Origin of the sequence: Porphyrobacter sp. HT-58-2, assembly GCF_002952215.1 — a bacterium.
Taxonomy (GTDB): Bacteria; Pseudomonadota; Alphaproteobacteria; order Sphingomonadales; family Sphingomonadaceae; genus Erythrobacter.
Genome location: NZ_CP022600.1, coordinates 1,600,380 through 1,613,651 on the forward strand (window position 1 = coordinate 1,600,380; position 13,272 = coordinate 1,613,651).

Below are 13,272 nucleotides of genomic sequence, written 5' to 3' on the forward strand. Positions count from 1 at the left end.
GACGCAGGCAAGCCTTGCGTTTTAAGCATGTGAGCACCTCCACTCGCAATCACAAGGACTTGGGCTCTTGCGCAAACTCTGGATCATCGGCGGCATGAGCTGGGTGTCGACCGCCACCTATTATGATCGCATCAACCGCATCGTCCAACGTCGTGCCGCCCCGATGGCGAGCGCTCCGCTGCTGATCGAGAGCCTCGATTTCTGCCAGCTTTACGCCCTGCGTGAAGAGCGCGACTGGCAGCGCGCGGCAAGCGTGCTGATCGACAGTGCGCGCCGGCTGGAAGGGGCAGGGGCCGGCGCGCTGATCATCGGCGCCAATTCGATGCATCGCCTGTATGATGATGTTGCAGCTTCGGTGAACATCCCGATCCTGCACATTGCCGAATATGTCGGCCTTGCGATGAAGCGTGCGGGGGTTGCCAGCGCGGCCTTGCTGGGTACGCGCAACGTGATGACCGAAAGCTTCTACAGGAAACGGCTGGTCGCCCACGGGATCGACCTCTTGCCGCCCAACCTCGATTACGTCGAGATGCTCGACCGGATCATCTATGATGAACTGATGGTCGGCAAGGTCACGCGCGAGGCCGAGCGGACCATGAAGACCATCATCACCAACAAGGCGCAGGAAGGCGCCGCAGCGATCGTGCTCGCCTGCACCGAGCTTGATCTGGTGGTCGATATTGATGCGAACGTCCTCCCCATCTTCGACAGCACCCAAATCCATTGCGAGGCCGCCGCCGACTGGATTCTCGAACAGGAAATGACGGGATAATGCTCTGCTCGTCGGGCAGGACAGGCGCTTGGTCGATTTGGCGGGTTGCAAGGGGTGCAACCCGTTAACTTTTGCGCCAGTGGCGGCCACGGATTTTGTCACGGAAACGTACACGGCATGATCCGGGTCTTCGGGTCGCACCGACAGGCCCTTGGGGCTGCTTTCCTTCCCCCCCAATCACCGGAAAGTGGCCCCATAATCCTGACGATTTGCCCTCCTTGTTCCTGACCATATCTGCCGCCTGTGGTCCATGTTTGGGTTGAGGTGCGGCGCGCGCTCCCCTAATCGCTGCTGCGTGATGAACCGTGCTCCTTACGCCGCCAACCCCGAGGCAGCGCCCCTGCGTGAATTCGGCGGACCTGCAGGCGGCGAACGCCGCGGGCCGCGCACCGCCTTCCAGCGCGACCGTGATCGCATCATTCATTCGATGAGTTTCCGGCGGCTGAAGTCGAAGACGCAGGTCTTCATCGCGCCCGAAGGCGATCATTACCGCACCCGCCTGACCCACAGCCTGGAAGTCGCGCAGATCGGCCGCGTGATTGCCCGCGCGCTCGGGCTGGACGAAGATCTGACCGAGGCGCTGTGCCTTGCGCATGATCTTGGCCATCCGCCTTTTGGCCATGCTGGCGAGGCGGCGCTGTCCGATGCGATGGAGCGGCACGGAGGCTTTTGCCACAACGCGCAGGCGCTGCGCACGGTGATGCGGATCGAATGCCCTTATCCTGCCCATGATGGGCTGAACCTCACCTGGGATCTACTTGAAGGCCTTGCCAAGCATAATGGCCCTGTAAACGCGCCGGGCTGGGCGCTCGCTGAACTCGACGATGCCTTCCCGCTGCAGCTCGGCACCTGGCCCTCGCTGGAGGCGCAGGTGGCGGCGGTGGCGGACGATATTGCCTACGACAATCACGACATCGACGATGGCCTGCGCGCGGGGTTCCTGCAGCTCGACGATCTGCTGAGCCTCGATTTCCTCGCAGATCAGTGGCGGATGGTCGAAAAGCGCTATCCCCACGCCCCGCGCGAGCGTTTGTTGCGCGAGATGATCCGCGACCAGATCGGGCTGATGGTGAATGATGTGATCGAACACACGCGCGAGACTGTGAAGGGGCTGCGATCAGTCGCCGAAGTGCGTGAGGCTGGGCGGCAGTTGGCAGGCTTCTCACCTGCAATGGCAGCGCAGGAGCGGCGGCTGAAGACCTTCATGTACGAAAGGCTCTATTACCACCCCGAACAGATCGCCGCAGCCGAACGTGCGCGTGATGTGGTGGCGCGGCTCTATGCCGCCTATGCGCAGGATCAGACGCTGATGCCGGATGACTGGCAGGCGCGACTGCCAGACAGCGATCCGCAGCGCGGCCGTGTGATCGCCGATTTCATTGCCGGGATGAGCGATCGTTTCGCCATGCAGGCGGTCCGCGAAATCTACGGCACCGCACCTGCCGGGCTCATCAATGTCTGATCCGCGCCCGGTCGGCCCCGTTCGCGTGGCGCTGGTCGGGGCGACCGGGCTGGTCGGCCGGCGTGTGATCGAAATTGCCAGCGCCAGCGATGAGGTGCGCATCCTCGGTATCGCCCGGCGCGAGGCGCCATTGCCGCCGGGCGCGCGCATGGAAATGTTCGTGGCGCAAGCCGACAAATGGGGCGAAGTGCTTGAGGCCGTGCGCCCGCGCGCCTTGATCTGTGCGCTTGGCACCACATGGAAAAAGGCCGGGCGCGACGAGGCTGCCTTCCGCGCGGTCGATCACGATCTGGTGCTTGCCACCGCCAAGGTGGCGCGGGCCGCAGGCGTGCCGAACATGGTCGTGGTCAGCGCGGCGGGGGCCAATGCCCGTTCCAAAAGCCTTTACATGCGGGTCAAGGGCGAGACCGAGGAGGCGCTGTCCAAGGTGGGCTTCAAGCGGCTCGACATTCTCCATCCCGGCTTGCTGCGCGGTGAGCGGGTGGACGACCTGCGCTTTGCCGAGCGTGCTGCGTTGATCGCCGCCCCGCTGGTCGATCCGCTGCTATCGGGATCGTGGGAGCGGTATCGATCGATTGACGCCGGTCTTGTGGCCGAGGCCGCGCTCGGCCTTGCGCTGCGCCGCGCAGGCGGACGCTTTACGCACGATAACGAGGCGATGCGTCGTGCCGCGCGCGAATGGCGTCGCCTCGGCGAGACAGGAGAGGTAGCGTAATGGACTGGGCTTTCGTGTTCTCCGCGGTCAACCTGATGGCGCTGGTCGCGTGGGCGGTGCTGATTGCCCTGCCGCGCTGGCCTGCTCTGCTGGCGGCGGTGCTTTATCTGGGCGTCGGTCTGCTTTGCCTGATATATGGTGTGTCGCTGATCGGCCTGTTGAGCGGTGCGATCCCCAATCCGCAGGGTGGCGGCGCCGATTTCACCTCCATCGAAGGCGTGCGCGCGGTGTTTGCCAGTGATGCCGGGGTGACGATCGGCTGGACGCATTATCTCGCCTTCGATCTGTTCGTGGGCCTGTGGATCGCGCGCGATGGCGATGCAAAGGGCATTTCCCGTTTCGTTCAGGCGCCCGTGCTGCTCGCGACGCTGATGGCCGGGCCGCTTGGCCTCGGCATCTGGTTGCTGCTGCGTGAGCCTGCCGCGCGCAGGCAGGGTCGGTTTCGTTAGAAATCGGGGCTGGACGGCGCTTGTGGGCAGGCTATCGTCGGCGGCAAAAAGCCACCGGGGAGAGACGTCAACATGGCCGAAATCGCGCAGCATCAGTTCCTGACACTTGACGATATTCTGACCCATTGGGCAGCGCTTCAACCCGATGCCCCCGCGATCGAGGACGCGCAGCTTGCGGTCAGTTACGGCGAGCTTGACCAGCTTTCGCGCCAGCTGATCGGCTGGCTCGCCGCCCGCGGCATCGGGGCGGGCGACCGGGTCGCCTTTCTGGGCAAGAATGCCGCGAGTTACGGGGTGCTTTATTGCGCCTGCGCGCGCGCCGGGATCGTGATTGCGCCGGTCGGCTGGCGGCTGGCGGCGCGCGAAATCGCCTATATCCTTGCCGATACCGAGGCCAAGCTGCTGGTGGCCACGCACGACTTCATGGAGCTTGCGAGCATGGCCATGGCCGAACTGGCCACCCCGCCCGAACTCATCGGCGATGCCGCAATGCTGGAAGGCGCGCGCGTCTGCGATCCGGCGGACTTCACCCCCTGCGGCGTGGATGATCCGATCCTCCAGCTCTACACCTCAGGTACCACTGGCCACCCCAAGGGCGTGCTGCTGTCCAACGCCAACCTCACCCGGCTGCGCAATGAGGGGATTGCTGCGGGGCTGACCTATTACACCGATTACCGATCCGGCGATTGCATGATGGTCGCCATGCCAATTGCCCATATCGGCGGCACGGGCACTTTCAATCTCGCCATCATCGCCGGGATCCGCTGCCGCTTTGAAGCCGAATTCACCCCAGCCGGGGTGCTTGCGGCGATCGAGGCGGGGGCCACGCACATGTTCATGGTGCCGGCGGCCTTGCAGATGGTGATCCAGCACCCGCAGGCGGCAAGCACCGATTTTTCGAACCTGCGCTACCTCATTTACGGCGCCGCGCCGATGCCGCTCGAACTGCTCAAGCAGGCGGTCAGCACCATGCCCACCACCCAGTTCCTGCAAGCCTATGGCATGACCGAGACGACCGGCACGGTCTCGATCCTGCCGCCCGAGGATCACTCGCTTGAAGGCAACCAGCGGATGCGCTCGGCGGGCAAGGCGCTGCCGGGGGTCGAGATCGAAGTGCGCGGGCCCGACAATGTCGAGGTGCCGCGCGGGGATATCGGGGAGGTGTGCATCCGCTCGCCCTCGAACACGCAGGGCTACTGGAAACTGCCCGAGGCGACCGCCAAGACCATCGACCCCGACGGCTGGCTCCACACCGGCGATGCAGGCGTGATGGACGCCGACGGCTATGTCTACATCCAGGACCGGATCAAGGACATGATCATCTCCGGCGGCGAGAACGTCTACCCGGCGGAAGTGGAAAGCGCGATTTACGGCCACCCCGCCATCGCCGAGGTCGCCGTGATCGGCGTGCCGAGCGCCAAGTGGGGCGAGGAGGTCAAGGCCTGCGTCGTCGCCAAGCCGGGCATGGAGATCGACGAGGCCGATGTGATCGCCTGGGCGCGCGAGCGCATCGCGGCCTTCAAGGCGCCCAAGAGCGTCGATGTCATCCCGCTGATGCCGCGCAATGCCAGCGGCAAGATCCTGCGCCGCGAATTGCGCGCACCCTATTGGGAAGGGCAGGAGCGGCAGGTCTCGTGAAGCAGCACGCCCCCGCTACTCTGCGAAACCGCGAGCCGATTGCGGCGGTGCTGGCGCAGGAACTCCCCGCACAAGGCACCTTGCTCGAAATTGCGGCAGGGACGGGGGAACACGCGGTGTTCTTTGCCGAACGCTTCCCTGCGCTGCACTGGCAGCCGACCGACCCTTCGCCCGAGGCGCTGGCCTCGATTGCGGCCTATAGGGCTGACTATCCCGGTACCAATCTCGCCGCCCCGCTGCTGCTCGATGCTTCAGCACCCGGTAGTTGGCCGATCGACGAAGCTGCTGCAATCTTGTGCATCAACATGGTTCACATCAGTCCGTGGGAGGCGACCCAAGGGCTTTTCCGGGGTGCTGCCCGAATTTTGGGCAGGAGCGGCGGGCCGCTGATCCTTTATGGCCCCTATCTTGAGCAAGGCCTTCAAACAGCGCCGTCGAACCTTGAATTCGATGCCAGCCTGAAGGCTCGCAATCCGCACTGGGGATTGCGCCAAGCCGAAGCAGTCGATGCGCTCGCTGCCCAGCACGGAATGGTCCGCACGGCGCGCCACGCCATGCCGGCCAACAATATCATTCTGTTTTACCGCAGCGCTTAATCGATCGCGCGTTCACCGGCGCGGCCAACCGACTTGATATCGTCGCCAAGGCCCTGAACCGTGTTGCAGGCGGTGGTGCCGAACGAGAGCGCGGCGACGGCGGCGATGAAAATGGTCTTGCGAATCATGGGCAGGGGCGTCCTTTCAGTGTTCCGGTATAGCAACGCACGAAACTGGAAAACTATTCCTGACTAGCCGCTGAAGCTATGCGCTTTGCCGTCGCAATGCGCGCTTTGGCCAACTGCCGTTCGCGCCAGGCAATCAGCAGACCGGCGGCGATGATCAACGGCGCGCCAAACCACAGACTGGCAGGCGCGGCGCGATCGAAAATGGCATAGCCGTAGAAGCTCGCCCACAGCAGCGCGGTATAGTCCATCAGCAGGATCACTGCCGCCGATCCGAACCTCAGTGAAGTGGTCAGCAACACCTGTGCCGCAGCGCCCACCAATCCCATGCCGAGGATCAGCACCCAAGTCAGCGGATCATGCGCGGTGGTCACGAAAGGCAGGGCAAGCGCCGCTGCAGGCGCTGTCAGCGCGGCGAACCAGAAGACGATGCTCCACGGGGTCTCGGTGGTGTTGAGGTCCTGGATCTGGAAGCTGATCAGCGCCACCATGAATGGCGCGACGAGTCCCACGGCGATGCCTGCCACCGTCACGCCCTGCTCGAGCCCGCCAAAGGGCTGCATGACCACGATGACGCCGGCAAATCCCATCGCCACAGCGGCCCAGCGATAAGGGCCGATCTTCTCTCGGAACAGAACGATGGCGATCACAACGGCAAAGATCGGTGCGGTAAAGCCCAGCGTCGTTGCTTCGGCCAGTGGCAGGAGCAGCACCGCGCCATAGGTGAAGATCATGCCGAGCAGGCCGCTGGCGGCCCGTCGCGCATGGGCGGGCAGGCGCTGCGTCCTGAGCATCGCCAATCTGCCGGTCAGCGCCAGTCCCGCACCCAGCAGAACCATGGTGAGCAACTGCCGCCAGAAGATCAGTTCAATGAGATGCGCGCCCCGCTCTCCGGCGAGCTTCACCAGCATGCCCATTGTCGCCAGCGCAAAAGCGGCGAGCAGCCGCACGAGCAGCGCGAGCAAGGGGCGGGGGCGGGCGATCGAGCCATCCATCGGCTTGCGGCTTGGCCGAGCGGCAGGGATTGCGCAAGCGCCCTGCGCCCTTACATGGGCGGCTCTATGGACATGATCGCGCAATTCGAACTGATGAGCGATGCGGCGCAACTGGCGCTGCTGGGCGGCCTGTTATGGGCCTTTGCCGCGATTGCTGCGATAATGGAGCGGCGAAGGTCGAGGGCGCGCGACATTGACCGGCTGGAGCAGGTCGGCTGGGTGCCGTGGATGGGTCTGTTCATGCTCGCTGCGCTGCTCGGCGGGGGGTGTCTGGCGATGAGCCTGCCTGCGGTTCTCGGGGGTCTTTGATATTCGCACGCCCTCCGGCGTGCGGTATCCTCGCTCACGCGGCCTGCCGGCCACATCGCTGCGGGCGGCCAGTCGGCCTTGCGGCCAGCGATGCTGGCCGTTTCTCCGGCGAATATCTGTCCAATGCGTGTGTCGTCTCGAACCCGAAGGGTTCGCAAGCGCGACCGCGCGCCGGCCGATTAGGCCGAACCGCCTGCCTTACAGGCAGGCCTCAAGATAAGCCTGGTCAAACCCGAACTGGCGCGCCTTTTCCAGCGTGTAGGGGCGCAGGCCCGACGAACGGAATTCGCCGAGGATCTTTCCGTCCTCGCTCTCGTCGAGATATTCGAACTTGAACAATTCCTGCGTCACGATCACGTCGCCTTCCATCCCGATCACCTCGGTGATGTTGGTGGTGCGGCGCGAACCGTCGCGCAGACGCTTCACCTGCACGATCAGGTCGACCGATTCGGCGATCTGGCGGCTGATGGCTTCCTTGGGGATCTTGATGTCGCCCATCAGGATCATGTTTTCCATACGGCCAAGGCATTCGCGCGGGCTGTTGGCGTGGAGCGTACACATCGAACCATCGTGACCGGTGTTCATCGCCGCGAGCAGATCGAAACACTCCGCGCCGCGAATTTCCCCGAGGATGATGCGGTCAGGACGCATACGCAGGGCGTTCTTCACAAGGTCGCCGATGGTGATCGCGCCTTGGCCTTCGAGGTTCGGCGGACGGGTTTCGAGCGGCAGCCAGTGCGGCTGCTGCAGGCGGAGTTCCGCCGCGTCTTCGATGGTCAGCACGCGCTCGCCCGGATCGATCATCTTCGACAGGGCGTTGAGCATGGTCGTCTTACCCGAACCCGTACCGCCCGAGATGACGATGTTCATCCGGCACGCGCCCGCAATTTTCAGCGCAGTACACATCTTGTCCGACATCGAGCCGAAGTCGCGCAGCATGTCGAGCGTGATCGGCTTTTCGGAAAACTTACGAATCGAGATTGCGGTGCCGCGAAGCGAGAGCGGCGGGACGATCACGTTCACACGCGAGCCGTCTTTCAGACGGGCGTCGGCCAGCGGCGTGGTCTGGTCGACGCGGCGGCCGACCTGGTTGACGATGCGCTGCGCGATCTGGAACAGGTGCTGTTCATCGCGGAAACGGATCGGGGCGAGTTGCAGCTTGCCCTTCTTTTCGATGTAGGTCTGGTCCGGGCCGTTGACCATGATATCGGACACGTCCGGATCGTTCAGCAGCTCTTCGAGCGGACCGAAACCGAGCAGTTCGTCGATCAGCACCTTTTCCAGCGCGAATTGCTCGCGCCGGTTGAGCGTGACCTTGAGCTCGGCCAGCACTTCCATGATGATCGGGCGGAATTCCTCGGAGAGCTCCTCCTTGGATAGCGTTGCTGCCGCTTCGGGATCGACGCGTTCCAGCAGCCGCGGGAGCACCTGCTCCTTGATCTTGTGGACGCTGGCTTCAAAGCCGCCGACTTCGGAATTGGCCTCGTTGACCGCCGCCATGCGTTCGTTGAGCCGGTCGATCGCCTCGGAGGTGGTGGCCGGACGGCTGGCTGAGGGTGCCGGAGCGGGTGCGGGGCGCGGCGCTGGGGCTTCACCGGGGATCGGTGGGAACTGTTCGCCACCGCGCGGGGCTGCACCCGCACCCTTCATCGGCCGTGCGACGCCGAAGGCGGGCCGTGCGCCCGGCTTCATCCCGCCAGCATTGCCCTTTTTTCCGAATGCGCTCATTCTAGGCCCCCGAGCCTCCTGAAAATCATCAGCGCACCTCACCCCAAGGAAGCGAAAGGTGCGTCTCGAAAAATGGTGAATAGGCAGGAAAGGTTGTTTTTTTCCTAAACTCCCAGGCGGCAGGCTGCGCGTTAGGCTTGCCGTTAAGTTGCGGTCGGTTAGAGGAACAGGAACGCCAGCAAGGAAAGAGCCAGACCATGTGCGGAATAATCGGGATCGTAGGCGCGGCCAGCGTTGCCGAGCGGTTGGTGGATGGTCTGCGGCGCATGGAGTATCGCGGCTACGACAGCGCCGGGATCTGCACCTTGCATGATGGCGCGCTGGTACGGCGCCGGGCTGAAGGCCGACTGGCTCATCTTGTCACGGTGCTGGCTGGCGATCCTGCGCCGGGCGATGTCGGCATCGCACATACGCGCTGGGCGACCCATGGCGCACCGACAGCGGCCAACGCCCACCCTCATGCGACCGGGGAAGTCGCGATTGTCCACAATGGCATTATCGAGAATTTCAAGGAGCTGCGCGCTGAACTCGCGCGAAAGGGCCGGGTGTTCGAGAGCGAAACCGACAGTGAGGTGGTGGCGCACCTGATTTCCGCCGAGGTCGAGACCGGCGCCGACCCGGTTGAAGCCGTGCGCAGCGTATTGCCGCGTCTGCGCGGTGCCTTTGCCCTCGCGATTGCGTTCCGCCAGTATCCCGACATGCTGATTGGTGCGCGTCTGGGATCGCCGCTGGTGCTGGGTTACGGTCCCGACGGCGAGGAAGCCGAGATGTATCTTGGCTCTGACGCATTGGCTCTGGCCCCGCTGACCCAGCGTATCACCTACCTCGAAGAGGGTGACTGGGTGGTGCTGCGGCGGGATTCGGCGCAGATTTTCGATGCTGACGGCCAAGCGGTAACCCGTGAAATCCGCGCTTCGGGTGCTTCGGCGGCAGCGGTGGAGAAGGGCAATTATCGCCACTTCATGCAGAAGGAGATCTACGAGCAGCCCACGGTGGTGGCGCAGACGCTCGCCTCCTACCTGCGCCGCTCGGACAATTCCGTGGCCTTGCCGCAGATCGATTTCGATCTTTCGCAGGTACGGCGCCTCACCATCGTCGCCTGCGGCACCAGCTTTTATGCGGGGATGGTGGCGAAATACTGGTTCGAACAATTCGCCCGCGTACCGGTGGACATCGATGTCGCAAGCGAGTTCCGTTACCGCAATCCGGTGCTGGAAGAGGGCGGACTTGCACTGTTCATCTCCCAGAGCGGCGAGACCGCTGACACGCTGGCGGCGCTCAGGCATTGCAAGGCCAACGGGCAGACGATCGGCGTCGTGGTCAATGTGCCGACCAGCACAATGGCACGTGAAGCCGATCTGCTGCTGCCGACCCATGCCGGGCCGGAAATCGGCGTCGCTTCGACCAAGGCCTTTACTTGCCAGCTTGCCGTTCTGGCCGCGCTTGCCGCGCACATGGCGGTGAAGAAGGGGCGTCTTACCCGCGACCAGGAGGCCGAGATCGTGCGTCATCTGCTCGAAGCCCCGGCGGCTCTCAACGCTGCGCTTGCCTATGATGACGAGATCGCCGCGATGGCCCATCTTATCGCGCCAGCGCGCGATGTGCTCTATCTCGGGCGGGGACAGGATTATCCGCTGGCGCTGGAAGGGGCACTCAAACTCAAGGAAATCAGCTATATTCATGCCGAGGGTTATGCCGCCGGCGAGATGAAGCATGGGCCGATCGCCCTGATCGACGAGGCGGTGCCAGTGGTCGTGATTGCACCGTCAGGCCCACTGTTCGAGAAGACCGTCTCCAACATGGAGGAAGTGCGCGCGCGCGGCGGACAGGTGGTGCTGATTTCGGATGCCGAAGGGATTACCGCTGCGGGCGAGGGTTGCATCGCCACAATCGAGATGCCTGTTGTCCACCCGCTGATCGCGCCGCTGGTCTATGCCGTTCCGGTGCAATTGCTGGCCTATCATGTGGCGGTGGTGAAAGGCACCGACGTCGATCAACCGCGCAACCTCGCGAAATCCGTCACGGTGGAATGACGAGCCATTTCCTTCGGCCTGTCTTAACCATTATATCGCCCGAACTTCGGTGTGTCTTTACCCCAATCTAACCTTTGGCGGTTAAGCGCGATGGGGTGACGCAGCCTCACCTCTCCTCAACGCCTGTTGTTCCGGGCGAATTGTCGATCGCCGATGTCCTCGGCCTGTCGCGCAATCCTGCGTTTGATCCGGCCCGTCTGCGCGGTGACGAATATGCCGAACTCGCCAATGCGAGCCGGAACCGGCTGTTTGCCAATACGCTGGTTATGGCATTCGTCGCCATCGTCTTTGCGCCGCTTATCGGGCTGACCGTCGTCATACCTTGGGGTGCGGTCTTGGCCGTTGTGCTCTACAAGTCGCGTCAGACCGATTTGTTGCTGGCCGATCCCGCCCAGCGGCTCGGCGCGGCATCGCTGGAGCGGTGGCAAAACATCAATGCGGTAGCCGCTGCGGCCTGCTGGCTGGCCGCGCTATGGTGTTTCCCGTTCCTGGCCAACGGCGCCGAGCAGACGACATTGCTGCTGGTTGTGCTGGTGTTGATGATTTCATCGACTTTCGTGTTCTCGACCTCACCGCTCAGTGTGCTGATCTACAATGGCCTGCTTGGCCTTGGGGCAGTCGGGAGCCTTGCTGTTCAGGGCCAGTGGCATGCCGTCTGCGGGGTGATTCTGTTCACGATTGCCAGTCTGGTCGCCACGGTGCAGATCCGCACCACATTCCTCAAGGCCCGTCTTGCCGAGGCAGCAGTGGCGGAAAAGGAGGCGGTGGTTTCGCTGCTGCTGCGCGAATTCGAGGAAAACGAGGCAGACTGGCTGTGGGAAATCGATCCTGCACGGCGTCTGCGCGCTGTCAGCCCGCGCTTTGCCTTTGCGCTGGGGCGCTCGCAGAGCGAGGCTGAAGGCAAGCCCCTGCTGGAGATGATCTCGGGGCGCAATTGGGAAAGCGGACAATTCCCGCCGAGCCTGCATGATCTGGCCGAGCGGTTGAAGAACCGCGAAAACTTCTCGAACATTCTGGTCGAGGTCTCGATCCTAGGAGAAGAACGCTGGTGGGAGCTCTCCGGCACCCCTGTGCTTGACGAGCACGGGCGCTTCATCGGCTTTCGCGGGGTTGGTTCGGATGTGACCGAACAGCGCAAGTCGTCTGAGAAGATTGCCTATCTTGCCCGCTACGATACGCTGACCCAGTTGCCCAACCGTCTGCAACTGACCGAGGCTTTGGGAGAGGCGCTGCGCTATGCGGTGCAGTGGCGCACGCGCTGCGCGCTGCTGATGGTGGATCTCGACCGCTTCAAGGCCGTCAACGATTCGCTCGGTCACATGACCGGGGACAAGCTGCTGGCCCAGGTTTCGGCACGACTGCAATCGCTGATGGACGAAAACCAGATGTGCGGCCGGCTCGGCGGGGACGAATTCGCGATCGTCATCCGCGATGCAAGTCGGCCCGACGTGATCGCTCAGCTTGCCCGGCGTGTAATCGCGCGCCTTTCTGAACCTTATCAAGTCGATCACCACACGCTTTATGTCGGGGCCAGCGTTGGTTCGGCAGAGGGGCCGCGCGATGGGCAGAGCGTCGAGGAGATGATGCGCAATGCCGACCTTGCGCTCTACCGGGCAAAGGATCTTGGCGGTGGAGAACATTGCCGTTTCGAACCGGTGCTGCACGCATCGGCAGAGGAACGCCGCCAGCTTGAAGTCGCGCTGCGCAAGGCGCTCGGGCGAGACGAAATGGTGCTCCACTATCAGCCCGTGGTCGACGCCCACAGCGAAAACGTCGTCAGTTTCGAGGCGCTGGTGCGCTGGAACAGCGCTGATCATGGCTTTGTCAGCCCCGGCAAGTTCATCCCGCTGGCAGAGGACACGCGCCTGATTGTGCCGATTGGCCAATGGGTGATGCGCAAGGCCTGCGAAGAAGCACGGTACTGGCCCGAACACGTGAAGGTGAACGTCAACGTCTCGCCCGAACAGCTGCTTGAACCCGGCTTCCACGATCAGGTCGTGCAGGCCCTCGCGGCGAGCGGGCTGCGACCCGAACGGCTTGAGATCGAAGTCACGGAAAGCATCTTCCTGCGTGATGCCAGCGTGGCCCGCAATGCGCTGGAACAGGTGATGGCGCTGGGCTGTTCAGTGGCGCTTGACGATTTCGGGACGGGGTACTCCTCGCTCGGCTACCTGCGCAAGCTGCGGTTCTCGACGATCAAGGTCGATCGCAGCTTTGTGCAGGGTGCGGCGCAGGGGAGCGCGGAGAGCCTTGCGATCATCAATGCCGTGGTGGCGATGGCCAAGAGCCTGAAGATGACGACCACAGCCGAAGGGGTCGAAACCAGCGAGGAGGCCGAACTGATCCGCGACCTTGGTTGCGACAAGATCCAGGGCTTCTATTTCGGCAGACCGATGACCGCCGACGACGCGCGTCAACTGTTCGCGAGGATTGCCGAACGCCGCGCCTGA

General features: G+C 63.5%; 12 protein-coding genes. 9 read left to right on the forward strand and 3 right to left on the reverse strand.

The window, feature by feature from the left end; genetic code table 11:
- Positions 1-67: 67 nt before the first annotated feature.
- The 6 genes from CHX26_RS07560 to CHX26_RS07585 all read left to right on the forward strand — a co-directional run bounded on the left by CHX26_RS07560 (position 68) and on the right by CHX26_RS07585 (position 5,632).
- Positions 68-772 carry an aspartate/glutamate racemase family protein gene (locus CHX26_RS07560; RefSeq protein WP_104941841.1) on the forward strand — a complete coding sequence of 235 codons (705 nt, stop codon included), beginning with the start codon at positions 68-70 and terminating at the stop codon, positions 770-772.
- A 298-nt stretch (positions 773-1,070) separates the two neighbouring features.
- Complete coding sequence (locus CHX26_RS07565) at positions 1,071-2,234, forward strand: deoxyguanosinetriphosphate triphosphohydrolase (RefSeq protein WP_104941842.1); 1,164 nt, start codon at positions 1,071-1,073, stop codon at positions 2,232-2,234.
- Positions 2,227-2,949 carry an NAD(P)H-binding protein gene (locus tag CHX26_RS07570; protein ID WP_104941843.1) on the forward strand — a complete coding sequence of 241 codons (723 nt, stop codon included), beginning with the start codon at positions 2,227-2,229 and terminating at the stop codon, positions 2,947-2,949. Before CHX26_RS07565 ends, CHX26_RS07570 begins: the two co-directional genes overlap by 8 nt.
- Positions 2,949-3,398 (forward strand): ABA4-like family protein, encoded by a 450-nt coding sequence (locus tag CHX26_RS07575; protein ID WP_104941844.1) that lies wholly within the window; start codon positions 2,949-2,951, stop codon positions 3,396-3,398. Before CHX26_RS07570 ends, CHX26_RS07575 begins: the two co-directional genes overlap by 1 nt.
- Positions 3,399-3,470: 72 nt before the next feature.
- Entirely contained in the window at positions 3,471-5,036 is a 1,566-nt protein-coding gene (locus CHX26_RS07580; RefSeq protein ID WP_104941845.1) for a long-chain-fatty-acid--CoA ligase, read from the forward strand.
- Positions 5,033-5,632, forward strand: coding sequence for a DUF938 domain-containing protein (locus tag CHX26_RS07585; RefSeq protein WP_104941846.1), 600 nt, complete (start codon positions 5,033-5,035; stop codon positions 5,630-5,632). The genes CHX26_RS07580 and CHX26_RS07585 overlap by 4 nt, the downstream gene beginning before the upstream one ends.
- On the opposite strand, the gene CHX26_RS07590 is transcribed toward CHX26_RS07585, so the two are convergent.
- Entirely contained in the window at positions 5,629-5,760 is a 132-nt protein-coding gene (locus CHX26_RS07590; protein WP_104941847.1) for an Entericidin EcnA/B family protein, read from the reverse strand. The two genes, CHX26_RS07585 and CHX26_RS07590, sit on opposite strands and share 4 nt — an antisense overlap.
- Before the next feature lie 53 nt (positions 5,761-5,813).
- Entirely contained in the window at positions 5,814-6,752 is a 939-nt protein-coding gene (locus CHX26_RS07595) for a DMT family transporter (RefSeq protein WP_104941848.1), read from the reverse strand.
- Between the two features lie 66 nt (positions 6,753-6,818).
- Here CHX26_RS07595 and CHX26_RS07600 point away from each other — a divergent pair, with 66 nt between their 5' ends.
- On the forward strand, positions 6,819-7,061 hold the full coding sequence (locus tag CHX26_RS07600; RefSeq protein ID WP_104941849.1) for a hypothetical protein: 243 nt from the start codon (positions 6,819-6,821) through the stop codon (positions 7,059-7,061).
- Between the two features lie 198 nt (positions 7,062-7,259).
- On the opposite strand, the gene CHX26_RS07605 is transcribed toward CHX26_RS07600, so the two are convergent.
- Positions 7,260-8,789: a CpaF family protein gene (locus CHX26_RS07605; protein ID WP_104941850.1), complete on the reverse strand. Its 1,530-nt coding sequence runs from the start codon at positions 8,787-8,789 to the stop codon at positions 7,260-7,262.
- Positions 8,790-8,986: 197 nt separating this feature from the next.
- Here CHX26_RS07605 and glmS point away from each other — a divergent pair, with 197 nt between their 5' ends.
- Together glmS and CHX26_RS07615 are read left to right on the forward strand one after the other, a co-directional pair.
- A complete protein-coding gene (gene glmS, locus CHX26_RS07610) occupies positions 8,987-10,822 on the forward strand; it encodes a glutamine--fructose-6-phosphate transaminase (isomerizing) (protein ID WP_104941851.1) in 1,836 nt (611 codons plus the stop codon).
- Positions 10,823-10,917: 95 nt separating this feature from the next.
- On the forward strand, positions 10,918-13,272 hold the full coding sequence (locus CHX26_RS07615) for a putative bifunctional diguanylate cyclase/phosphodiesterase (protein WP_233997327.1): 2,355 nt from the start codon (positions 10,918-10,920) through the stop codon (positions 13,270-13,272).